Raw genomic sequence first — 21,471 nt, forward strand, 5'->3', positions numbered from 1 at the left:
CCCGGAGGGCCTGGTCGACCGAGGTGACCCGGGTGCCGCTGTTGAGCATGAGCCGTAGGTCGAGGAATCCTGTCGAGCCCTCGGGCCGCGGAAACCGACGCACGGGGCACCGTCAACCCCAGCCGAGCTCGTGCAGGCGCTCGTCGTCGATGCCGAAGTGGTGGGCGATCTCGTGGACGACGGTGATCGTCACCTCCTCGACCACCTCCTCGGCGGTCGAGCACATCTCGCAGATGGCCTCGCGGTAGATCATGATCCGGTCGGGCAGCGCGCCGCCGTACTGCCAGCCGCGCTCGGTCAGCGCGTACCCCTCGTAGAGGCCGAGGAGGTCCGGCTCGTCCTCGTTGCGGTCCTCGACCAGGACGACGACGTTGTCCAGCAGCGCCATGAGCTCGGCCGGCACCGCGTCGAGGGCGTCGGCGACCAGCTCCTCGAAGACCGGGAGCGGCAGCGGCCTCACCAGGAGGTCGGCAGCGGCCGGCCCTCCTCGTAGCCGGCCGCGCTCTGCACCCCGAGCACCGCGCGCTCGTGCAGCTCGTCGACGGTGCGGGCGCCGGCGTAGGTGCACGACGAGCGCACCCCGGCGACGATCTGGTCGACCAGGTCCTCCACGCCGGGGCGGGCGGGGTCGAGGTACATGCGCGAGGAGCTGATGCCCTCCTCGAACAGGCCGGCGCGGGCCCGCTCGAAGCCGCTCTGCGTCGCCGTCCGGGCCTTGACCGCCCGCGCCGAGGCCATGCCGAAGGACTCCTTGTACAGCCGGCCGGAGCCGTCGTCGTGGATGTCACCGGCGCTCTCGTAGGTCCCGGCGAACCAGGAGCCGACCATCACGTTGGCCGCGCCGGCGGCCAGGGCCAGCGCGACGTCGCGCGGGTGGCGCACGCCGCCGTCGGCCCACACGTGCCGGCCCAGCTCGCGGGCGGCCGCGGCGCACTCCTCGACGGCGGAGAACTGCGGCCGCCCCACCCCGGTCATCATCCGCGTGGTGCACATCGCGCCCGGCCCGACGCCGACCTTGACGACGTCCGCGCCGGCCTCGATCAGGTCCCGGGTGCCCTCGGCGGTGACCACGTTGCCGGCCACCACCGGCGCCGACCCCGCCACCGACCGCACGGCCCGCACCGCCTCGACGGCCTTCTCCTGGTGCCCGTGCGCGGTGTCGACGACCAGCACGTCGACGCCCGCGGCCAGCAGCGCCCCGGCCTTGCCGGCGACGTCCCCGTTGATGCCGACGGCGGCGGAGGTGAGCAGGTGCCCGTCGTCGTTCACCGCCGGCAGGTAGAGCGCCGAGCGCAGCGCGCCCTTGCGGGTGATGATCCCGACCAGCCGCTCGCCCTCCACCACCGGTGCGGCGTTCACCCGCTCCTCGGAGAGGACGTCGAAGATCTTGGGCAGGTCGGTGCCGGCCGGGACGGTCAGCGGTTCGGTCATCACCTGGGCGAGCTGGCTGAACCGGTCGACGTCCTGGCAGGCGCCGTCGGTGACGATGCCGACCGGGCGCTGGGCCTCGTCGACGACGACCACCACGCCGTGGGCGCGCTTGTGCATCAGCGACAGCGCCTCGGCCACCGTGGAGGTCGGCGTGAGCGTGATCGGGGTGTCGTAGACCGGGTGCCGCTGCTTGACCCAGGACACCACCTCGGTGACGACGTCGACCGGGATGTCCTGCGGCAGCACGGCCAGGCCCCCGCGGCGGGCGACGGTCTCGGCCATCCGCCGTCCGGAGATCGCCGTCATGTTGGCGACGACCACCGGGATGGTCGTGCCGACGCCGTCCGGCGTGGTGAGGTCGACCTCGAGCCGCGAGCCCACGGTGGAGTGGTTGGGCACCATGAAGACGTCGGCATAGGTCAGGTCGGTCGCCGGGCGGGTGCCGCCAAGGAAGCGCATGAAGCCCATTGTCCCGCAGGACGCCGACGACCACGGCAACCGCGACCGACGGCCGGTCAGCCGGGGCGGTGTGGCGTCGCGGTCGCCCCGGTCAGTGCCACGGCGGCGAGCCCGGCCGCGGCAACGGCGGACAGCAGCTCGGTCCCGTGACCGGCGGTGGAGACCAGCACGCCGAGCAGAGCCCAGCCGGCCGCCAGCACGTAGGCGATCTGGCCGTGAACCAGCCGCGTCAGGACGGCCGCGGTGAGCGCGGCACCGGTGAGCAGGACGGCCAGCGGGGCGGTGGCCGAGGCGGCTCCTGCCGGCAGCAGCGTCGCGGCGTTCACCCACACGGCGGCACTGGCCCACCCCGTGTAGAGCCCGACGCTGCCACCGAGCAGGACCCGGGTGACGCGGTCGGTCCGCGTCGCCACGACTCGGCGGAGGCAGACGACCAGGGCGACGACCATGCCCGCGAAGACGGGCAGAGTGAGGACGGGGAGCGTGGCAGCGGCCACGAGCCACGCGAGGAAGCCGGTCTGCGCCAGCGACAGGGGCAGCTGGACACCTCGCCACGGCTCGCTGCTCGCCCGCTGCAGAGGCAGTCCCCACACCGCGGCGGCGAGGCAGCCGAGGACGATCGCACCCCAGATGGCGAAGAAGGGCCCGGGTGGCACGACCACCGGGTCGGTGTCCGAGCCCTGGTCGAAGCCGGCGACCGGTGGGCCGACGACCTGGGCCACGGCGGTGGCGAGCAGGAGCCAGCGTCCCCGGCGTCCGTGGGTGTCGGTCACGGCGGCCTCCGTCAGCGGTGTCCTCCCCCACCTTCGCCCCGACCCGGCCTGCCGGATGCACGGGGGCGCCCCGGCGCGGGCAGCAGGCCCACCCCCGGCCCAGATGGCGCGATCTCGCCCGGAGGGGCGGCATCCCCGGCCGCGGCCCGGGCGCGCACCGCGCGGCCACCTACGATCGGTGTGTGATCGACCTGCGACTCGTGCGTGAGCACCCCGACCGCGTGAAGGCCAGTCAGCGTGCCCGCGGAGCCGACGAGTCCCGGGTCGACGACCTGCTCGCCGCCGACGCCACCCGCCGCGAGGCGGTCAAGCGGGCCGACGACCTGCGCGCCGAGCAGAAGGCCGCCTCGCAGGCGGTCAAGAAGGCGACCCCCGAGGAGCGGCCCGCCGTCCTGGAGCGGGCCAAGGCACTGGCCGCGCAGGTCAAGGAGGCCGAGGAGGCGCTGCGCACCGCGGACGCCGCGCTGCGCGAGGCGCACCTTCGCATCCCCAACGTCGTCCACGACGGGGTGCCACCCGGCGGTGAGGACGACGCGGTGACCCTGCGCACCGTCGGCGAGGTCCCCGCCTACGACTTCCCGGTGCGCGACCACCTGGAGATCGGCGAGGCGCTCGGCGCGATCGACATGGAGCGCGGCGCGAAGGTCTCCGGCGCCCGTTTCTACTTCCTCACCGGCCCGGGCGCACTGCTGGAGTTCGCGCTCGCCCAGCTGGCGATCAGCCGGGCCGTCGCCGCCGGGTTCACCCCGGTGGTCGCCCCGGCGCTGGTCAAGCCCACCGCCATGGAGGGGACCGGTTTCCTCGGCGAGCACGACGAGGAGGTCTACCGGGTCGAGCGCGACGACCTCTACCTCGTCGGCACCTCCGAGGTCGCGCTGGCCGGGATGCGCAGCGACGAGGTGCTCGACCTGTCGGCCGGGCCGCTGCGGTACGCGGGCTGGTCGTCCTGCTTCCGCCGCGAGGCCGGGTCCTACGGCAAGGACACCCGCGGCATCATCCGCGTCCACTGGTTCGACAAGGTCGAGATGTTCAGCTTCTGCCGGCCCGAGGAGGCCGCCGAGGAGCACCTGCGGCTGCTGGCCTGGGAGGAGGAGTTCCTCCAGGCGCTGGAGCTGCCCTACCGGGTGGTCGACATCGCCGCCGGCGACCTGGGCACCAGCGCCGCCCGCAAGTACGACATCGAGGCCTGGTTCCCCAGCCAGGGCACCTACCGCGAGCTGACCAGCACCTCGGACTGCACGACCTTCCAGGCCCGGCGGCTCAACACCCGCTACCGCGACGCCGACGGGAAGAACCAGACGGCGGCCACGCTCAACGGCACGCTGTGCGCGATCGCCCGGACCATCGCCTGCCTGCTGGAGGTCCACCAGCGCGCCGACGGGTCGGTGCACGTGCCCGCTGCGCTGCGCCCCTGGCTGGGCGGCGTCGAGTCCCTCATCCCCGGCATGACGCTGGCGGCGCCGGTGCCCGTCGCATGAGCGATCCCGCGCCCCGGGCCGTGCTCTCCGGCCACGTGCCCTCCCCGCACTCCGACCGCGTGGTCGAGCTCGCCGACCTGGGCAGCTGGCGCCCCAAGCTGGTGGCCAGCGACCTCGACGGCACCCTGCTGCGCTCCGACGGCGAGGTCAGCGCCCGCACGCGGGCGGCGCTGGATGCCTGCTGGGACGCCGGGATCCCGGTCGTGGGCGTGACCGGCCGCGGCCCGCGCCTGCTCGACAGCGTCCGCGGGGCGATGGACGGCCGCGGCATCGCCGTCCTGGCCCAGGGCGGCTTCGTCGTCGACCTGGAGCGCGACGAGGTGCTGCGCACCGTGGGGCTGCCCCGCGACCAGGCGGTGGCGGTCATCGAGCGGATCGAGGCGGTGGCCGGCGAGCTCGTCGTCGCCGTCGAGGACGCCGCCGAGCAGGCCGAGGTGCACAGCGCGCTGCGCGTCCAGCACGGCTTCGACTGGCCCTACCCGGAGCCGGCGCACCTCCTGCCGCGTGCCCAGGTGCTGCCGCAGGGCGCGGTGCTCAAGGTGTTCCTCCGGTCGCCCTCGCTCGGGCAGGACGAGCTGCTGGCCCGCGCCAGGCGGGTCGTCGACCCGGCGGAGGCCGAGCTGACCCACGCCGGTCTCGGCTTCATCGAGGTCCTGCCGGTCGGCGTCACCAAGGCGTCCGGGCTGGCCATCGCCCTGGAGCGCTACGGCGTCGGGTTCGGCGACGTCCTCGTCTTCGGCGACATGCCCAACGACCTGCCGATGCTGGAGGCGGTGCGGGTCGCCGGCGGGCGGTCGGTCGCCGTCGCCAACGCGCACCCCGACGTCCTCGCCGCGACCTCCCTGCGCACCAGCGGGCACGACGCCGACGGCGTCGCCCGGTACCTCGAGGCGGTCCTCGGTGTCTGACCGGTCGCGCGATGTCTGACTGGAAGCCGAAGCTGATCGCCAGCGACATGGACGGCACCCTGCTGCGCTGGGACGACACGGTGAGCGAGGCGACCGTCGCCGAGCTCGAGCGCTGGCGGGCCGAGGGCGTGCCGGTCGTCCTGGCCACCGGGCGGCCGCCGCGCTGGATGACCCGCATCCGCGAGGTGCTGCGGCACGGCACGGCGGTCTGCTGCAACGGGGCGGTGCTGCTGGACCTGGCCGGCTTCGAGATCCTCGACGAGGACACCCTGGAGCCGGCCGTGCTGCAGGAGGTCACCGCCGAGCTGCGCCGGCGCCAGCCCGACACCTGGTTCGCCGTCGAGTACGGCCTGGAGTTCCGCCACGAGCCGGTCTACCAGCCGCGGTGGGACGTCGACGCCCCCGGCGTGGCCGTCGCCTCCCTGGAGGAGATGGTGTCCGCGCCCGTGGCCAAGCTGCTGGCCCGCCACGAGTCGCTGCCGCGCGACGAGTTCGTCGCCCTGGTCGAGGCCGTGGTGGGCGACCGCGCGACGGTCACCACCTCCTCCAGCGACGCGCTGGCCGAGATCTCCGCGCTCGGGGTCACCAAGGCCACCGGGCTGGCCAAGGTCGCCGCCCGCCACGGCGTCGGCCCCGAGGACGTCGTCGTCTTCGGGGACATGCCCAACGACATCGCCGCGTTCGACTGGGTCCGCGAGGCCGGGGGCCGGGCGGTGGCGATGGCCCACGCCCACCCCGACCTGCTCGCCGCGGCCACCGACGTCACCGGCAGCAACGACGACGACGGGGTCGCCGCGTTCCTCGCCGCGTTGTAGCCGCAGGTCAGATGGGTCGTGCACGACCTTTCTGACTCGGTGTAGTGACTCCACTGTTCGGCTCAACACACCCGCGCGGGGGCCGACACCTGCTGTCGAGGGAGTGATCGCTCCCCCTGACACCGGCAGCCGGAGAGCGCCATGGGAAAGAGCTTGTCGATCAGCCGCCGACTGACCCTCGGCTTCCTCGTCGTCGTCCTGAGCATGGTCGGCCTCACCGGCATCGGCGTGCTGCGGGTCGAGTCGATCAACGACTCCCTGACGACGATCAACGACCTCAACGCGGTGAAGCAGCGGTACGCCATCAACTTCCGCGGCAGCGTCCACGACCGGGCGATCGCGCTGCGGGACGTCGTCCTGAGCACCACGCCGGCCCAGGTGCAGCAGGAGGTCGACCTCATCGAGGAGCTGGCCGCCAAGTACACGGCGTCCGCCGGCCCGATGGACGACCTCTTCGCCGTCGAGGGCAACGTCAACGCCGACGAGGTCGCCGCGCTGGCGGAGATCAAGCGGATCGAGGCGGAGACCCTGCCGCTCATCGAGCAGGTCGTCCAGCTGGAGCGGACCGGTCAGCAGGCCGCCGCGCTCGAGGTGCTCACCCAGCAGGCCAAGCCCCTGTTCATCGAGTGGCTCGGCGCGATCAACGTCCTCATCGACATGGAGGAGGCGATGAACGCCGACCTCAGCGACGAGGCGCGCGGCATCGCCTCGGGCTTCCTGCTCACGATGGTCCTCGTCTGCGCCGCCGCGGCGGTGCTCGCCGTGGTCATCGCCTGGCGGACCACGCGGGGGATCACCCGGCCGCTGGCCGAGGCCGAGGAGGCCTTCGCCGCCGTCGCCGAGGGCGACCTCACCCAGCGGCTCGAGGTCCGCGGCGAGGACGAGATCGGCCGGATGGCCCGCTCGACCAACGCCGCCCTGGAGTCGCTGGGGCGGCTCATGGGGACCTTCTCCGAGGCGATCGCCGCGCTGACCACCGCCAGCACCCGGGTGGGGGACCTGTCGCGGCAGATCTCCTCCGGGGCGGAGGAGTCCTCGGCGCAGGCGGCCGTCGTCGCCGCGGCGGCCGGGGAGGTCTCCTCCAGCGTGCAGACGGTGGCCGCCGGGTCGGAGCAGATGGGCGCCTCCATCCGGGAGATCGCGCACAACGCCACCGAGGCGGCCTCGGTCGCCGAGCGGGCCGTCGCCGCCGTCGGGACGACGACCGAGACGGTGTCCCGGCTCGGGGAGTCCAGCCGCACCATCGGCGACGTCGTGAAGGTCATCTCCTCGATCGCCGAGCAGACCAACCTGCTGGCCCTCAACGCCACGATCGAGGCGGCCCGCGCGGGTGACGCCGGCAAGGGGTTCGCCGTCGTCGCCAACGAGGTCAAGGAGCTCTCGCAGGAGACGGCCAAGGCCACCGAGGACATCGCCCGGCGGGTCGAGGCGATCCAGGCCGACACCGGCAGCGCCGTGACCGCCATCGCCGAGGTCGCCGAGGTCATCAACCGGATCAACGACTACCAGGCGACGATCGCCTCGGCGGTCGAGGAGCAGACCGCGACCACCACCGAGATGAACCGCAGCGTCGCCGAGGCCGCCACCGGGTCGGGGCAGATCGCCACCGGCATCGACAGCGTGGCCGCGGTGGCCCGGTCCACCACCGAGCACGTCGGGGCCTCGCACGAGGCGGCCGAGGAGCTGGCGTCGGTGTCCGGCCGGCTGCGGGACCTCGTCGGCGGCTTCCGCTTCTGACGGTCCGCCGTCGGGGGCGCCGCCGCCCCCGACGGCGACCCCGCGGATCGGTCGGTCACCGGGGACGGGGCCGCCGGCGCGGCGCCGGCGCCCCCTCCGCGGCGGGGGGGGCGGGGCGGGTGTGTCCGCCGGCCCGCGCCGGTGGTGACCGCGGACACGTCTCGGCTCAACACGGACACCTGTCCGCCGACAGTGCACGCGGGACCGCCGCACCCGGCGGTCCGTCCCTCGGACCCAGGAGACCCGGCATGGACGCCGCCCGCGCGCAGGTACCGCCCCCGACCACGCCCGACGACCGTCGGTCCGGACTGCTGAGCCGCGTGGGCCTGCGCGGCCGGCTGCTGGCCGCGATCCTCGCGGTCGCCCTCACCACCCTGACCGCCGGCATCGTGGGCGTCCAGCGGATGGGAGTCCTCAGCGACGGCGCGCAACGCGTGTACACCGAGGGGACGGTGCCGCTGCGCGAGCTGGAGGAGCTGGAGGTCGCCTGGTGGCGGTTCCAGACGATGGCCGCGCGCGCCAACATCACGACCGTCGCCCCCGAGGTCATCGAGATGAACCGGCGCAAGGCCGACGAGCAGCGGGAGGCGCTGCTCGCGCAGGGCGACGTCGTGGCCGGTCAGCCGCTCCCCGCAGCGGTGGTGGAGCAGGTCGACGGCTTCACCGCGGCCCAGGACACCTACCTCGACACGCTGACCACGGTGAACACCGCGATCCGGGCCAACGACTGGGCCACCGCCGTACCGGCGATCGGGCGGCTGGAGGAGGCCGAGGCCGTCGCGGTCGAGGCGCTGCAGGCGGCCACCGCGGCCGAGGCGGAGGTCGCCCAGCAGGTCGCCGCCGACGCGCAGGCCGCCTACCGCACGGCCCGGGCGATCACCGTGGGCATCGTGCTCCTCGGCCTGGCGATCGGCGTCGCGCTGGCCCTGGTCCTGGCCCGGACGGTGACCCGGCCGGTGCAGCGGGTGCGCGAGGTGCTCGACGAGGTCGCCGGCGGCGACCTCAGCGTCCGGGTCGGCGAGACCGGCGGCGCGGAGATCGGTGAGGTCGCCCGCTCGCTGGACCACACGCTCGACGCCATCGGCGACGTCCTCACCCTCGTCGGCGCCTCGGCGAGCCGCCTGGAGGACGCGTCGCAGAAGCTGAACACCGCGGCCGACGCCATCGCCGACAACGCCCGGACGGCGGCCGGTCAGGCCGGTGTGGTCGTGACCTCGGCCGGTGAGGTCGCCGCCAGCGTCGACACGGTGGCCACCGGGTCGACGCAGATGGAGACCGCGATCCGCGAGATCGCCCAGAACGCGACGGCGGCGGCGCGGGTCGCCGGACAGGCCGTCACCGTCGCCGAGGACACCACCCGCACCGTCGGCAAACTGGGCGACTCCTCGCAGGAGATCGCCACCGTGGTGAAGCTGATCAACGGCATCGCCGAGCAGACCAACCTGCTCGCGCTCAACGCGACCATCGAGGCGGCGCGGGCGGGCGAGGCCGGCAAGGGCTTCGCCGTGGTGGCCAGCGAGGTCAAGGAGCTGGCCCAGGAGACGGCGCGGGCCACGGAGGACATCTCCCGGCGGGTCGAGGCCATCCAGGCCGACACCGCCGGTGCGGTCGAGGCGATCGGTCAGATCAGCTCGGTGATCGGCGAGATCAACGACTTCCAGGCCACCATCGCGGCGGCCGTCGAGGAGCAGACCGCCACCACGAACGAGATGAACCGCAACGTGGCCGAGGCGGCCGGTGGCTCACGGGACATCGCCTCCGCGATCACCGGGCTCGCCGCCGGGACGGAGGAGACCAACGCGCGGGTCGCCGACGCCCAGCGCGCCGCGGCCGAGCTGGCCCGGATGAGCGGGGAGCTGCAGGGCGCGATCCGGCGTTTCACCGTCTAGAAGGACCCCGTCCAGAGGCCGACGGCGCCGTCCTCCCGTGTGGGAGGGCGGCGCCGTCGTGCGTCCGGGCTCAGGTGAGGAGGTTGTAGGCGATCACCATGTTCACGATGGCCATGACGATCGCCGCGATACCCAGCCACAGGCCCGCGGTGGCCTGACCGGTCGCCGTGCCGTTGCGCCGGGCCACGGCGCCGAGCGCGACGGCCACCACGCCGAGGGCGAGGCCGACGATGGCGAACAGCCAGGCGAAGACCGCGCCCACGATCCCGGTCACCAGGGCGGCGACCGCCAGGCCGTTCTGCGTCCCGCTGCGTGTCGTCGTGTGCGGTTGCGTGCTCACCGTTCCTCCGCTCGTACGGGCCGGGGACCCGGCCGGGGACACGGAGGGTGACCGGCGCGGACGGCGGTCAAGCACCCGGTCGACCGCCGTCACCCGGACGGGTGACGGCGGTCACCCCTCACAGGTACTGGCCGCCGCCCGGGCGGAAGTCGGGCTGCTGCGGTGCGGCCGAGGGGCCTCCGGGCAGCGCGCGGCGGCGCATCTCCTCCAGCTGCGCCCGCGCGGCCATCTGCTGGGCGAACAGCGCCGTCTGGATGCCGTGGAAGACGCCCTCCAGCCAGCCGACCAGCTGCGCCTGCGCGATCCGCAGCTCGGCGTCCGACGGCGTCTGGTCCTCGCTGAACGGCAGGGTGATCCGCTCCAGCTCGTCGCGCAGCTCCGGGGCCAGGCCCTGCTCCAGCTCGCGGATCGAGGAGGCGTGGATGTCGCGCAGCCGCTGACGGCTGGCCTCGTCGAGGGGCGCGGCACGGACCTCCTCGAGCAGCTGCTTGATCATCGTGCCGATCCGCATCACCTTCGCCGGCTGCTCGACCATGTCGGTGAGGCCCGCCGCGCCGTCCGGGGCGCCGGTGTCCCCGTCAGGCCCCTGCGGCACGGGCATCGTGCCGACCGGCCGGCCGTCGGGGCCGACGACGACGACCTGCTGAGGACGTTCACTGCCGTTTCCCGGTGCGGTCATGCCTCCATCCTCCCCCGAGGAGGACGGCGCCCGCCGGGCCCCCGTGCACACGTGCTCGGCGCGCGGGCCCAGCGTCTAGGGTCGAAACCCATGGGACCGGGGGAGGGACGCCTGGACGTCGCGCGCGTCCGTGGCCTGTTCCCGGGGCTCTCCGACGGGCTGGTGCACGCCGAGGGCTCGGCCGGCTCGCTGCTGCCCGAGAGCGTCGTGCTGGCCGTCGCGCAGGCGATGCGCACCCCGGTGTCCGCGCGGGGAGGGGTCTTCCCCGCCTCGGCCCGCGCCGAGGGCCTGGTGGCCAGCGCCCGCGCCGCCGTGGCCGACCTCGTCGGCGGGGTCCCCGCCGGCGTGGTGCTCGGCGCCAACGCGACCGCGCTGACCTACACGGTGGCCCGCGCGCTGGCCCGCACCTGGCGCCGGGGGGACGAGATCGTGGTCAGCCGGCTCGACCACGACGCCAACATCCGGCCCTGGCTGCACCTGGCCGAGGCCGCCGGCGTGCAGGTCCGGTGGGCCGAGGTGGACATCGAGACCGGCGAGCTGCCCGACTGGCAGTACGACGAGCTGCTCACGCCGCGCACCCGCCTGGTCACCCTCACCGCGGCGAGCAACGCCATCGGCACCCGGCCGGACGTCGCGGCCATCGCCCGGCGGGCGCACGCGGTCGGCGCGCTGGTCTACGTCGACGGGGTGCACGCGGCCGCGCACCACCTGCTCGATGTCGGCGAGCTCGGAGCGGACTTCCTCGCGGTGGCGGCGGACAAGTGGTGCGGACCGCGGGTGGGCGCGGTGGTCGCCGACCCGGCGCTGCTGGGGGAGCTGCAGCCGGACAAGCTGGTCCCCGTCCCCGACCGGGTGCCCGACCGCTTCGAGAGCGGCGGGCACCCCTTCGAGCTGCTCGCCGGGGTGACCGCGGCCGTCGAGCACCTCGCGGGGCTCAGCGAGGGTGCCCTCGGCAGCCGCCGGCACCGGCTGCGCATGTCCATGGCGGCCGTCGCCGCCTACGAGGGCGCGCTGTACGAGTGGCTCGAGCAGGCGCTGCGCGCGATGCGCCACGTGCAGGTCCTCGGTGCGGCGGCGCGCAACACGCCGACCCTGGCCTTCACCGTGGCCGGCATGCGGCCGCGGCAGGTCGCCCACGAGCTGGCCCGCCGCGGCATCTGCGCCTGGGACGGCGACTTCTACGCCCGCGAGCTCTTCGACGCCCTCGGCGCCAACGAGGAGGGCGGGGCGGTGCAGCTCGGCCTCATGCACTACAACACCGCCGAGGAGGTCGGCTACCTCATCGACTCGGTCGCGGCGCTGCGCCCGCGCTGACCGCCCCCGGCCTCAGTCCCCGGTGAGCAGCAGCACCTTGCCGACGTGCTCGCTCGCGTCGACCACGCGGTGCGCCTCCGCCGCGCGCGACATCGGCAGCCGGCGGTCGACGATCGGGCGGACCACCCCGCGCTCGACGTCCGGCCACACGTCGTGCCGGACGGCGGCGACGATCTCGGCCTTCCCGCCGGGACCGGTCGCCGGGCGGGCCCGCAGCGTGGTGGCGTGGATCGCGGCGCGCTTGCGCATCAGCTTGCCGAGGTCGAGCTCGGCCTTCGTCCCGCCCTGCATGCCGATGCAGACCAGCCGCCCGCCGGTGGCCAGAGCGTCGACGTTGCGGGCCAGGTACTTGGCTCCCATGTTGTCCAGGACGATGTCGACGCCCGCCCCGTCGGTCTCCTCGCGCACGCACTCGACGAAGTCCTCGTCGCGGTAGTTGATCAGCACGTCGGCGCCGAGCTCCCGGCAGACGTCGAGCTTGGCCGCGGTGCCGGCGGTGGTGAACACCCGGGCGCCGGCGCGGGCGGCCAGCTGGATGGCCATGGTCCCGATGCCGCTGGACCCGCCGTGCACCAGGAAGTCGTCGCCCCGCGTGAGCCCGGCCAGCATGAACACGTTGGACCACACCGTGCAGACCACCTCGGGCAGCGCGGCGGCGGTGGCCAGCTCCACGCCGGCCGGGCGGGGCAGCAGCTGCCCGGCCGGGACGGCGACCCGCTCGGCGTAGCCGCCACCGGACAGCAGCGCGCAGACCTCGTCGCCGATCTTCCAACCGGTGACGCCCTCACCGACCTCGCTGATCACGCCGCTGCACTCCAGGCCGAGGATCTCGCTGGCCCCGGACGGCGGCGGGTAGTTGCCGGCGCGCTGCAGCAGGTCCGCGCGGTTGACCGCGGTGGCGACGACGTCGACGAGCACCTCGCCGGGCCCCGGCTCGGGATCGGGGACCTCGCCCCACTCCAGCACCTCGGGCCCACCCGGTCCGCGTACAGTCACCGCGCGCATGCCCGCACCCTAGAAGGACCCCGTCCTCCCCACCCCTCGCCCGCTCGGGGCGGGACCCGGGACGGGGCCGACGGCCGAGGCGGGACCCCGTCCTCCCCACCCCTCGCCCGCTCGGGGCGGGACCCGGGACGGGGCCGACGGCCGGGGCGGGACCCCGTCCTCCCCACCCCTCGCCCGCTCGGGGCGGGACCCGGGACGGGGCGGACGGCCGGGGCGGGACCCCGTCCTCCCCACCCCTCGCGCGCCTGGAGGGGTCCTCACCCGACCGGCGAGGAGCGCCGCGCGGACCCGGAGACGGCCAGGCTGCGCCCCCGCGGGAATGCGCCGTCCACGGCGTCGGCGAGGACGCTCCCGACCGCCGCGCGCGAGACGTGCCACTCCTCGACGTCCCCGTCGGCCGAGACGGTGGCCGGCTCGTCGCCGTCGGTCAGGTACACCGGCTGGACCAGCGTCCAGTCCAGCCCGCTGGCGCGGACCAGCCGCTCCTGGCGCTCGTGGTCGGCGATCTGCGGGCGCAGCAGCAGGGCGAGCACCACCCGGCTGGAGAGCGGCAGCCGCGTCCGCGTCTCCCCGACGCCGTAGGAGGACTGCACGACCAGGCGGCGCACCCCGGCCGAGCGCATCGCCGCGACGACGGTCCGCGTCCCGCGCGAGCGGACGTCCAGCGGCGTGCCGCGACTGCCCAGCAGCCGCACCCGCAGCGCGGACTCGCTGATGCCCAGCGCGACCACGACGGCCTCCTGCCCCCGGACCGCAGGCTCGACGTCCGCGGCGATCGTGACGTCGCCGTCGACGGCCCGGACCCCCGCCCGCTGCCCGTACACCGCGCTCGCCCGACGGGCGAACGCGGTCACCTCGTGTCCTCGGGCGGTGAGCGCGTCGACCGCCGCCCTGCCCGATCCGCCCGTGGCCCCGACGACCAGCACCCGCATGGCCCGCTCCTCTCGGAAAGACCGGTCCTCGGTGACCGGCGTCCTCCATGGTCGGGACGCACCCGGGGTCGGCCCATGCCCGGCCGTCCACGGTCCACGACAGTTCGTCCAGCGACCCTGGACGACGGCTCCGGGGGCGGCGAGGGTGGCGCCGTGACCGACGACGGTGGAGCCGCTCCTCCGTGGACCCCGGTCGACCCGCTCGGCAGGGTCCTGTTCGACCTGCGGATCCGCGGCACCTTCTACTGCCGGGTGGAGCTCACGGAGCCGTGGGGCCTGGAGATGCCGGCCTTCGACGGGTGCATGAGCTTCCACGTCGTCACCGAGGGCAGCTGCCTGCTCGAGGTCGACGGCAGGCAGGTGCTGCTGCGCAGCGGTGACCTGGCCCTGGTGCCGCACGGCCGCGGGCACGTGCTGCGCAGCAGCGCGTCGGCGCGGGTGGCCGGACGGGCGGACCTGCTGCCCCAGGAGATGGTCGGCGAGCACTACTCCGTGATGCGGCTCGGTGGCGGCGGAGCGCGCGCCGGGCTGGTGTGCGGCGTGGTGGAGGCCGACCGGCCCGGCGCGGCGCACCTGGTCGAGCTGCTGCCGCCGGTCCTGCACCTCGGGGCGGAGGACACCGGGCGGCCCGGCTGGCTGCCGGTCCTGCTCGGCCTGCTGGCCGACGAGGTCCGTCACGAGCGGCCGGGTGCCGAGGCCGTCGTCACCCGGCTGGCCGACGTGGTGGTCATCCAGGCGATCCGGGCGTGGATCGACGCCGGCGGCACCGGCCCGGGCTGGTTGCGCGCCCTGCGCGACCCGCAGGTGGGGCGCGCGGTGGCCCGCGTGCACCGCTCGCCGGGGGACCCGTGGACGCTCGACCGGCTGGCCCGCGAGGCACGGATGTCCCGGTCGGCGTTCGCGGCGCGGTTCACCGAGCTGGCCGGGGAGCCGGCGATGCACTACGTGACCCGGTGGCGGATGCACCTGGCGACCGTCGCGCTCGAGGGCGGTGCGGGCGCCGGCGAGCTCGCCCGCCGGTTCGGCTACGAGTCCGAGGCCGCCTTCTCCCGCGCCTACAAGCGGGTGGTCGGTGTGCCACCGGCGGTCACGGCACGACGGCGGGGGACGCCGGTCACCGACGTCCCCCGCCGCGAGCTCACTTCGCGGCCTTGAGCTCCTTGCGCAGGATCTTGCCCGCGGCGGACTTCGGCACCGCCTCGATGAACTCCACGAAGCGGATCTTCTTGTGCGGCGCCACCCGGCCGGCCATGAACTCCATGACCGCGTCCGGCGTGAGCGACGAGCCCGGCGCCCGGACGACGAACGCCTTCGGCAGCTCCTCGCCGCTCTCCCTGTCCGGGACGCCGATGACCGCGACGTCGGTGATCTCCGGGTGGGTGAGCAGCACCGCCTCCAGCTCGGCGGGGGCGACCTGGTAGCCCTTGTACTTGATCAGCTCCTTCACCCGGTCGACCACGGTGTAGTGGCCGGACGCGTCGACGATCGCGACGTCCCCGGTGTGCAGCCAGCCCTCGGGGTCGATGGTGTCGGCGGTCGCCTGCGGGTTGTTGAGGTAGCCCTTCATCACCTGCGGGCCGCGGACCCACAGCTCGCCGCGCTCCCCTGTGGGCGCGTCCTCGCCGGTGGCCGGGTCGACCAGCCGGCACTCGGTGTTGGGCAGCGCGTAACCGACCGACCCCTTCGGCACCGGGGTGGCGCCGCCCGGCGGCTCCATCCCTGCGTCGGGGGTGCTGTGGGACACCGGCGACAGCTCGGTCATGCCGTAGCCCTGGGCGACGGTGACGCCGGTGTCGGCGCCCCTGCGCAGCCGGGTCTGGGCGGCCAGCGCCAGCTGCTCGTCGAGCGGCGCGGCGCCGGAGGTGATGGTGCGCAGCGAGGAGAGGTCGTACTGGTCGACCAGCGGGTGCTTGGCCAGCGCCAGGACGATCGGGGGCGCCACGAACGCCCGGGTGATCTTCTGGTCCTGCAGGGTGCGCAGGAAGTCCTCGAGGTCGAAGCGGGGCAGCGTGACCACGGTGCCGCCGATGGCCAGGCCCTGGTTCATCAGCACGGTCAGGCCGTAGATGTGGAAGAACGGCAGGACGGCGATGATCCGCTCGTCGCCCTCGTGGACGTCCATGATCGGCCGCATCTGGGCCACGTTGGCCACCAGGTTGCGGTGGGTCAGCATGACGCCCTTCGGCAGCCCGGTGGTGCCGCTGGAGTAGGGGAGCGTGACCAGGTCGGTGGCGGGGTCGATGTCGACCTGCACCGAGGGCGCGTCGCTGCTGAGCAGGTCGAGCAGCGAGGCGTGCCCCTCCGCGCCGTCCATGACCACGATCTCGTCGACCGGGGCCTTCGCCACCGCGGCCTGCACCCGCTCGAGGAACGGCGAGACGGTGACGACGACCTTGGCGCCCGAGTCGCGAAGCTGGAAGGCGATCTCCTCCGGCGTGTACAGGGAGTTGATCGGGCTCATCACGCAGCCCGCCGCGGCGATGCCGTGGAAGACGACCGGGTACCAGGGCGTGTTCGGGCAGAAGACGGCGACGACGTCACCCTTGCGCAGCCCGCGGGCGTGCAGCGCCGCGGCGACGCGGTCCACGTAGGCGGCGAGCTGGCCGTGGGTGATGGTGTCGCCCTTGAGCCCGTCGACCAGCGCCGGGGCGTCGGGCCGGGCGCGGCCGGCCGAGAGGACGTGGGCGGGAACCGAGAGGTCGGGGATCTCGACGTCGGGATAGAGGCTGGCCAGCGCCACGGAGGAGCTCCTTCACGGTCAGGTGTGGCGCCAGTCTCACATCCGGGGTGGCCTCCGCCACAGGGGGTCACCCGCTGGTGGCGGGCCGGGTCACCTCGGCCAGAGCACCGACTGGGTGCAGCGGAACAGCGCGATCGTCTTCCCCGACCCGGCGTCGGTCACCACGGCGTCCCACACCTGCGTCGTCCGCCCGGCGTGGGCGTTGGTGGCCACCGTGGTGATCCGGCCCTCGCGCACGGTGCCGAGGAAGTTGCTCTTCAGCTCGATCGTGGTGAAGCCGGCCGAGCCCTCGGGCAGCAGCGCGCGCGTGGCCAGCCCGCAGGAGGTGTCGGCCAGGCCGACGACGGTGGCCGCGTGCAGGTAGCCGTTGGGCGCCAGCAGGTCCGGCCGCACGTCGAGGGCGGCCTCCAGCCGGCCCGGCTCGTGGGCGGTGATGGTCAGCCCCAGGAGGCCGGGGAGGGTGCCCGGGAGCAGGGCGTTGAGCTCGTCGGCGGTGTGAAACCCGGTGGCGGCCATGCGCGCGAACCTATCGAGCCCGCCGGGCCGCCACCCCCGGTCAGGCGTCCCCGGCGGTCTCCCACAGGCCGATGACGTTGCCCTCGGGATCCCGGACGTAGGCGGCGAAGCCCATCGCGCCGACGGGCGTCCTGGGGCTCACGGTGATCCCGCCGAGCTCCTCGATCCGCTCCAGCGCGACCTCGATGCTCTCCACGTCGACGACGACGACCGGCCCGGGGGCGGCGCTGTCGGTGCGGGCGAGCATCCCGCCGTTGACGAACCCCGGCTCGGCCGGCCCCTGGGCGCCGCTGGGTCCGGTGGTCACCAGCGTGTAGGACATCTCCGGCATCTCCTGGACCTGCCAGCCGAAGGCCTCCTTGTAGAAGCTGCGCGCACGGTCCCCGTCGTCGAAGGGGATCTCGAAGTGCACGACCCTGCCGCTCATCTCGCGCCACCTCCTGTGCCCGATGTGGCGCGCAGGCTAGGCCGCTCGGGCCGCGGTGACCAGGGCCTTCAGGCCAGTCCGCGGGTCGTCCGCGCGGGCGGGCGGTCGCCCCGGATCGAGGCGACCATGTCCAGCGTCTGCCGGGTCGCGGCGACGTCGTGCGCGCGGAACACGGTCGCGCCCAGCCACGCGCTGACCGCGGTCGCGGCGAGCGTCCCGGTCAGCCGCTCCTCCAGCGGGACGTCGAGGGTCTCGCCGACGAAGTCCTTGTTGGACAGCGCCACCAGCACCGGCCACCCGGTGGCCACCAGCTCGTCCAGCCGCCGGGTGGCCTCCAGCGAGTGCCGGGTGTTCTTGCCGAAGTCGTGGCCGGGGTCGACCAGCACCCGGTCGCGGGCCACCCCGGCCGCGACCGCCGCCTCGGCCAGCGCCGTCGTCCGGGCGACCACGTCACCGACGACGTCGTCGTAGGCGACCCGGTGCGGCCGGGTGCGCGGCGGCAGCCCGCCGGCGTGTGTGCACACGATGCCCGCCCCGGCCTCCGCGGCCACGCCGGCCAGCTCCGGGTCGACCCCGCCCCACGCGTCGTTGACGACGTCGGCGCCGGCCGCCAGCGCCTCCCGCGCCACCTCGGCCCGCCAGGTGTCGATCGAGATCGGCAGGGCCGGGTGGGCGGCGCGGATGGCGGCGACGAGGTCGACGGTGCGGCGGATCTCCTCCGCGGCGTCGACCTCGTCGCCCGGGGCGGCCTTCACGCCGCCGACGTCCACCATGTCCGCGCCCTCGACCACGACCTGGTCCACCCGCTCGACCGCGGCGGCCAGCTCGTAGGTGGCGCCGCGGTCGTAGAAGGAGTCCGGGGTGCGGTTGACGATCGCCATGACGACGAACCGGCCGGCCGGCACGTCGAGGGCTCCCAGGCGCAGCACGCCGTCACCCAACCACGCCGCCGGCCGGCGCCCGCCGGTCAGTCGACGAGGGCCTGGTTGACCAGTGCGCGCAGGTGGTTGCGGATCGGTAGCGTGCTCGAGGGCAGCAGCTGCGTGTAGAACCCGACCGTGACGTCCTCCACCGGGTCCACGTAGAACGCGGTGGACGCCGCCCCGCCCCAGCTGTAGTCGCCGGCGCTGGCCACCACGCCGTAGCGGACCGGGTCGATGACCATCGAGAAGCCCAGGCCGAAGCCCACCCCGCGCAGCGGCGTCTCGGCGAACAGCGGCCGGCCGAAGGTCTCCAGGTCGGTGTTGCCCGGCAGGTGGTTGCGGGTCATGTGCGCGATCGTGCGGGGGCCCAGCAGCCGCCCGCCGTCGTGCGCGCCGCCGCGGCGCAGCAGTTCGGTGAAGCGCAGGTAGTCCGCGGCGGTGGAGACCAGCCCGCCGCCGCCGGAGAGGAACGCGGGCTTGCGCAGCGCCGCCGCGCCCATCGTGTCCAGCGGGGCGTAGCCGGTGGGCGCGCCGCCGGGCTGCCCCGGGACGGCGGTGTAGAGCCGGGCCAGCGCCTCGGGGTCGTCGCCCTCCCGCAGCCCGAAGGAGGTGTCGCGCATGCCGAGCGGGGTGAAGATGCGCTGCTCGAAGAACTCGTCGAGCGGCTGGCCGGAGAGCACCTCGACCAGCCGGCCGAGGACGTCGGTGGAGACGCCGTAGTTCCACTCGGAGCCGGGCTGGAACGCCAGCGGGATCGCCGCCCACTGCCGGCAGACCTCCGCGGAGTCCGCCCCCGCCGGGGTGCCCCACTCGTGCCCGGCGGCCCGGTACATCGCGTCGACCGGGTGGGCGTGGTGGAAGCCGTAGGTCAGCCCGGAGGTGTGGGTGAGCAGGTGCCACACCCGGATCGGCTCGGTCTGCGGCGCGGTCACCGGCTTCTGCGCCGACCCGGCCACGTACACGCGGGTCTCGGCGAACTCGGGCAGCCACCGGGCGATCGGGTCGGAGAGCTCGAAGGCGCCCTCCTCGTAGAGCATCATCGCCGCGACCGAGGTGATCGGCTTGGTCATCGAGTAGATGCGCCAGCGGGTGTCGGTCTCGACCGGCAGCCCCGCCTCCACGTCCCGGTGGCCGTAGCGGCCGACGTGCACCAGCCGGCCGTGCCGCGCCACCGTCACGAGGAAGCCGGGGAGCTGGCCGTCGTCCACCCAGCGGGCCAGCCGCCGGTCGATGCGGGCCATCCGGCCGGGGTCGAAGCCGACCTCGGCGGGGTCGGTGTCCACCTGGAGCGCCGTCGTCACGTGTCCTCCGTTCCCGGCCCCGCCCGCCGTCGGGCGGCGGCTGCCCCCGCATCCTGGCCCACCGCGTCGTGAGCCAGGCCACACGGGGCAGCCGCCGGCCCGATCGGACCGGCGCGTCGCCGATCAGACCGGCACGTTGCTGGCGGCCTTCTTCAGGTTCGAGCCGGCGGTCACCTTGACGGTGTTGGCGGCGGGGATGTCGATGGACTCGCCGGTCTGCGGGTTGCGGCCGGTGCGCGCGGAGCGCTGGGTGCGCTCGACGGTCAGCAGGCCGGAGACGGCGACCTTCTCGCCGCGGGTGATGGCGTCGACGAGCTCGTCCTGGAGCCCGGCGAGCACCGAGTCGACGGTCGAGGCGGGCACGTCGGCGCGCTTGGCGATGGCGGAGACGAGTTCGGCCTTGTTCACGAGGGTCCTTCCGTGTCGGTGACTACAGCTGGCCGCCTCGGCGGATCTGCCGAGGTCGGACCGGGGGCACGCTGCCATGCCGTACCGACGAACCGCCACCGAGGGGGGTCGAACGGGTCCCTCACGTCCCACCGGTCCCTCTGGGCCGATCCGCCGGACGGCGGCACTGCGACGGCCGACCTAGCGTGAGGCCATGCCACGGATCCCGGGGACCGACCTGACCGTCAGCGACCTCTGCCTCGGCGGCAACGTGTTCGGCTGGACGGCGGACGAGCCGACGTCCTTCGCGCTGCTGGACCGGTTCGCCGACGCCACCCCTAGCACCCAGGCGCCGTTCGTCGACACCGCGGAGTCCTACGGCAAGGGGCGCTCCGAGGAGATCCTGGGCGGCTGGATGGCCGAGCGCGGGATGCGCGACCGCGTGGTCGTGGCCACCAAGGCCTCGCCGCTGGAGAAGGAGCACCCGCTGTCGGCGAAGGAGGTCCGGACGGCCGCCGAGCGGTCGCTGCGGCGGCTGCAGACCGACCGCATCGACCTCTACTACGCCCACTACGACGACGAGTCGACGCCGCTGGAGGAGACCCTGCAGGCGTTCGACGAGCTGGTGCAGGCGGGCAAGGTCCGGTACGCGGCGGCGTCGAACTACTCGGCGAAGCGGCTGACCGAGGCGCTGGAGACCTCCGAGCGGCTGGGCCTGACCCGCTACGCCGCCCTGCAGCCGCACTACAACCTGATGGAGCGGCCCGCCTACGAGAACGAGCTGCGCGACGTCGTCGCCGCGCACGGGATCGGCGTGCTGCCGTACTTCGCGCTGGCCAAGGGCTTCCTCACCGGCAAGTACCGGCCGGGGGAGCAGGTGGACTCGCCGCGGGCGAAGGGCGCGGCGGCCTACGTGGGGGAGCGGGGCGACCGGGTGCTGGCCGCCCTGCAGCAGGTGGCCGACGCCCACGGGGTGACCGGCGCCGCGGTGGCGCTGCGCTGGCTGGCCGACCAGCCCACCGTCGTCTCGCCGATCGCCAGCGGCCGCTCGGTGGACCAGCTGGCCGACCTGCTGCCGATGCAGGACCTGCGGCTCACCGACGAGGAGCACCGGCTGCTCACCGACGCCTCGGCGTGACGGAGTGGATCCGTGCGGGTGACCCGCACGGATCCACTCCAACAGCTCAGATGCTGTGGATGTGCTGGCGGACGGCGGCGACCAGCTCCGGCGTGACGTCGGTGACGCCGTGGTCGTGGGCCGCGTGGCCAGCGACCTGGGCGAGGATGCCGCCCTCGTCGGCAGCGGTGAAGCGCGCGCTGCACCCGGGGATGACGTCGCCGCAGGCGAAGGTCTTCATCGTGGTCTCCTGGTTCGTCGTTGGGGCCGGGCCGCCCGGGCGGGCCGTCCGGCAGTCCC

The 21,471-nt window shown here is 74.5% G+C and carries 22 protein-coding genes; 8 read left to right on the forward strand and 14 right to left on the reverse strand.

Annotation, left to right across the window (positions count from 1 at the left end):
• Positions 1 to 112: 112 nt before the first annotated feature.
• The 3 genes from ACI79D_RS21030 to ACI79D_RS21040 are packed head-to-tail and all read right to left on the reverse strand — an operon-like array spanning position 113 to position 2,663.
• The gene (locus ACI79D_RS21030) at positions 113 to 460 is read right to left on the reverse strand and encodes a metallopeptidase family protein (protein ID WP_456920440.1); all 348 of its coding nucleotides are present in this window, start codon (positions 458 to 460) and stop codon (positions 113 to 115) included.
• Positions 457 to 1,890 (reverse strand): GuaB1 family IMP dehydrogenase-related protein, encoded by a 1,434-nt coding sequence (locus tag ACI79D_RS21035; RefSeq protein WP_456920441.1) that lies wholly within the window; start codon positions 1,888 to 1,890, stop codon positions 457 to 459. Before ACI79D_RS21035 ends, ACI79D_RS21030 begins: the two co-directional genes overlap by 4 nt.
• A gap of 56 nt (positions 1,891 to 1,946) precedes the next feature.
• Entirely contained in the window at positions 1,947 to 2,663 is a 717-nt protein-coding gene (locus ACI79D_RS21040) for a hypothetical protein (RefSeq protein WP_456920442.1), read from the reverse strand.
• 182 nt (positions 2,664 to 2,845) lie between these two features.
• Here ACI79D_RS21040 and serS point away from each other — a divergent pair, with 182 nt between their 5' ends.
• From serS to ACI79D_RS21065, 5 genes are all read left to right on the forward strand, one after another.
• Positions 2,846 to 4,141 (forward strand): serine--tRNA ligase, encoded by a 1,296-nt coding sequence (gene serS / locus ACI79D_RS21045; protein WP_456920443.1) that lies wholly within the window; start codon positions 2,846 to 2,848, stop codon positions 4,139 to 4,141.
• A complete protein-coding gene (locus ACI79D_RS21050) occupies positions 4,138 to 5,049 on the forward strand; it encodes an HAD family hydrolase (protein ID WP_456920444.1) in 912 nt (303 codons plus the stop codon). Before serS ends, ACI79D_RS21050 begins: the two co-directional genes overlap by 4 nt.
• A gap of 11 nt (positions 5,050 to 5,060) precedes the next feature.
• Positions 5,061 to 5,864, forward strand: coding sequence for an HAD family hydrolase (locus ACI79D_RS21055; RefSeq protein WP_456920446.1), 804 nt, complete (start codon positions 5,061 to 5,063; stop codon positions 5,862 to 5,864).
• A 141-nt stretch (positions 5,865 to 6,005) separates the two neighbouring features.
• Positions 6,006 to 7,601, forward strand: a complete 1,596-nt coding sequence (locus ACI79D_RS21060) for a methyl-accepting chemotaxis protein (RefSeq protein ID WP_456920447.1) — start codon at positions 6,006 to 6,008, stop codon at positions 7,599 to 7,601.
• Positions 7,602 to 7,849: 248 nt separating this feature from the next.
• Positions 7,850 to 9,490 carry a methyl-accepting chemotaxis protein gene (locus tag ACI79D_RS21065; protein WP_456920448.1) on the forward strand — a complete coding sequence of 547 codons (1,641 nt, stop codon included), beginning with the start codon at positions 7,850 to 7,852 and terminating at the stop codon, positions 9,488 to 9,490.
• Positions 9,491 to 9,560: 70 nt separating this feature from the next.
• Here ACI79D_RS21065 and ACI79D_RS21070 read toward each other — a convergent pair whose 3' ends face one another.
• Positions 9,561 to 9,830 (reverse strand): DUF4190 domain-containing protein, encoded by a 270-nt coding sequence (locus ACI79D_RS21070; protein WP_456920449.1) that lies wholly within the window; start codon positions 9,828 to 9,830, stop codon positions 9,561 to 9,563.
• 118 nt (positions 9,831 to 9,948) lie between these two features.
• Entirely contained in the window at positions 9,949 to 10,509 is a 561-nt protein-coding gene (locus ACI79D_RS21075) for a bacterial proteasome activator family protein (protein ID WP_456920450.1), read from the reverse strand.
• 90 nt (positions 10,510 to 10,599) lie between these two features.
• Between ACI79D_RS21075 and ACI79D_RS21080 the strand changes: the two genes are divergently transcribed.
• On the forward strand, positions 10,600 to 11,823 hold the full coding sequence (locus ACI79D_RS21080; protein WP_456920452.1) for a cysteine desulfurase-like protein: 1,224 nt from the start codon (positions 10,600 to 10,602) through the stop codon (positions 11,821 to 11,823).
• Positions 11,824 to 11,835: 12 nt separating this feature from the next.
• On the opposite strand, the gene ACI79D_RS21085 is transcribed toward ACI79D_RS21080, so the two are convergent.
• Both ACI79D_RS21085 and ACI79D_RS21090 read right to left on the reverse strand, forming a co-directional pair.
• Positions 11,836 to 12,828, reverse strand: a complete 993-nt coding sequence (locus ACI79D_RS21085; protein WP_456920453.1) for an NAD(P)H-quinone oxidoreductase — start codon at positions 12,826 to 12,828, stop codon at positions 11,836 to 11,838.
• A gap of 257 nt (positions 12,829 to 13,085) precedes the next feature.
• Complete coding sequence (locus ACI79D_RS21090) at positions 13,086 to 13,760, reverse strand: NAD(P)-dependent oxidoreductase (RefSeq protein WP_456920454.1); 675 nt, start codon at positions 13,758 to 13,760, stop codon at positions 13,086 to 13,088.
• Between the two features lie 153 nt (positions 13,761 to 13,913).
• Between ACI79D_RS21090 and ACI79D_RS21095 the strand changes: the two genes are divergently transcribed.
• A complete protein-coding gene (locus ACI79D_RS21095; protein ID WP_456920455.1) occupies positions 13,914 to 14,915 on the forward strand; it encodes an AraC family transcriptional regulator in 1,002 nt (333 codons plus the stop codon).
• On the opposite strand, the gene ACI79D_RS21100 is transcribed toward ACI79D_RS21095, so the two are convergent.
• From ACI79D_RS21100 to ACI79D_RS21125, 6 genes are all read right to left on the reverse strand, one after another.
• On the reverse strand, positions 14,899 to 16,500 hold the full coding sequence (locus ACI79D_RS21100) for a 4-coumarate--CoA ligase family protein (RefSeq protein ID WP_456920456.1): 1,602 nt from the start codon (positions 16,498 to 16,500) through the stop codon (positions 14,899 to 14,901). The two genes, ACI79D_RS21095 and ACI79D_RS21100, sit on opposite strands and share 17 nt — an antisense overlap.
• A gap of 90 nt (positions 16,501 to 16,590) precedes the next feature.
• Positions 16,591 to 17,016, reverse strand: a complete 426-nt coding sequence (locus ACI79D_RS21105) for a PaaI family thioesterase (protein ID WP_456920457.1) — start codon at positions 17,014 to 17,016, stop codon at positions 16,591 to 16,593.
• Between the two features lie 40 nt (positions 17,017 to 17,056).
• Positions 17,057 to 17,443 carry a VOC family protein gene (locus ACI79D_RS21110; protein WP_456920458.1) on the reverse strand — a complete coding sequence of 129 codons (387 nt, stop codon included), beginning with the start codon at positions 17,441 to 17,443 and terminating at the stop codon, positions 17,057 to 17,059.
• 68 nt (positions 17,444 to 17,511) lie between these two features.
• Positions 17,512 to 18,372, reverse strand: a complete 861-nt coding sequence (gene folP, locus ACI79D_RS21115; protein WP_456920459.1) for a dihydropteroate synthase — start codon at positions 18,370 to 18,372, stop codon at positions 17,512 to 17,514.
• 38 nt (positions 18,373 to 18,410) lie between these two features.
• Complete coding sequence (locus ACI79D_RS21120; RefSeq protein WP_456920460.1) at positions 18,411 to 19,667, reverse strand: serine hydrolase domain-containing protein; 1,257 nt, start codon at positions 19,665 to 19,667, stop codon at positions 18,411 to 18,413.
• Between the two features lie 123 nt (positions 19,668 to 19,790).
• A complete protein-coding gene (locus tag ACI79D_RS21125; protein ID WP_089336247.1) occupies positions 19,791 to 20,075 on the reverse strand; it encodes an HU family DNA-binding protein in 285 nt (94 codons plus the stop codon).
• A gap of 193 nt (positions 20,076 to 20,268) precedes the next feature.
• On the opposite strand from ACI79D_RS21125, the gene ACI79D_RS21130 reads away from it, so the two are divergent.
• Positions 20,269 to 21,192 (forward strand): aldo/keto reductase, encoded by a 924-nt coding sequence (locus ACI79D_RS21130; RefSeq protein ID WP_456920461.1) that lies wholly within the window; start codon positions 20,269 to 20,271, stop codon positions 21,190 to 21,192.
• A gap of 46 nt (positions 21,193 to 21,238) precedes the next feature.
• Here the strand turns inward: ACI79D_RS21130 and ACI79D_RS21135 are convergent, their stop codons facing one another.
• Complete coding sequence (locus ACI79D_RS21135; protein ID WP_456920463.1) at positions 21,239 to 21,412, reverse strand: DUF1059 domain-containing protein; 174 nt, start codon at positions 21,410 to 21,412, stop codon at positions 21,239 to 21,241.
• Positions 21,413 to 21,471 lie beyond the last annotated feature (59 nt).

This window comes from Geodermatophilus sp. SYSU D00708, assembly GCF_054050115.1.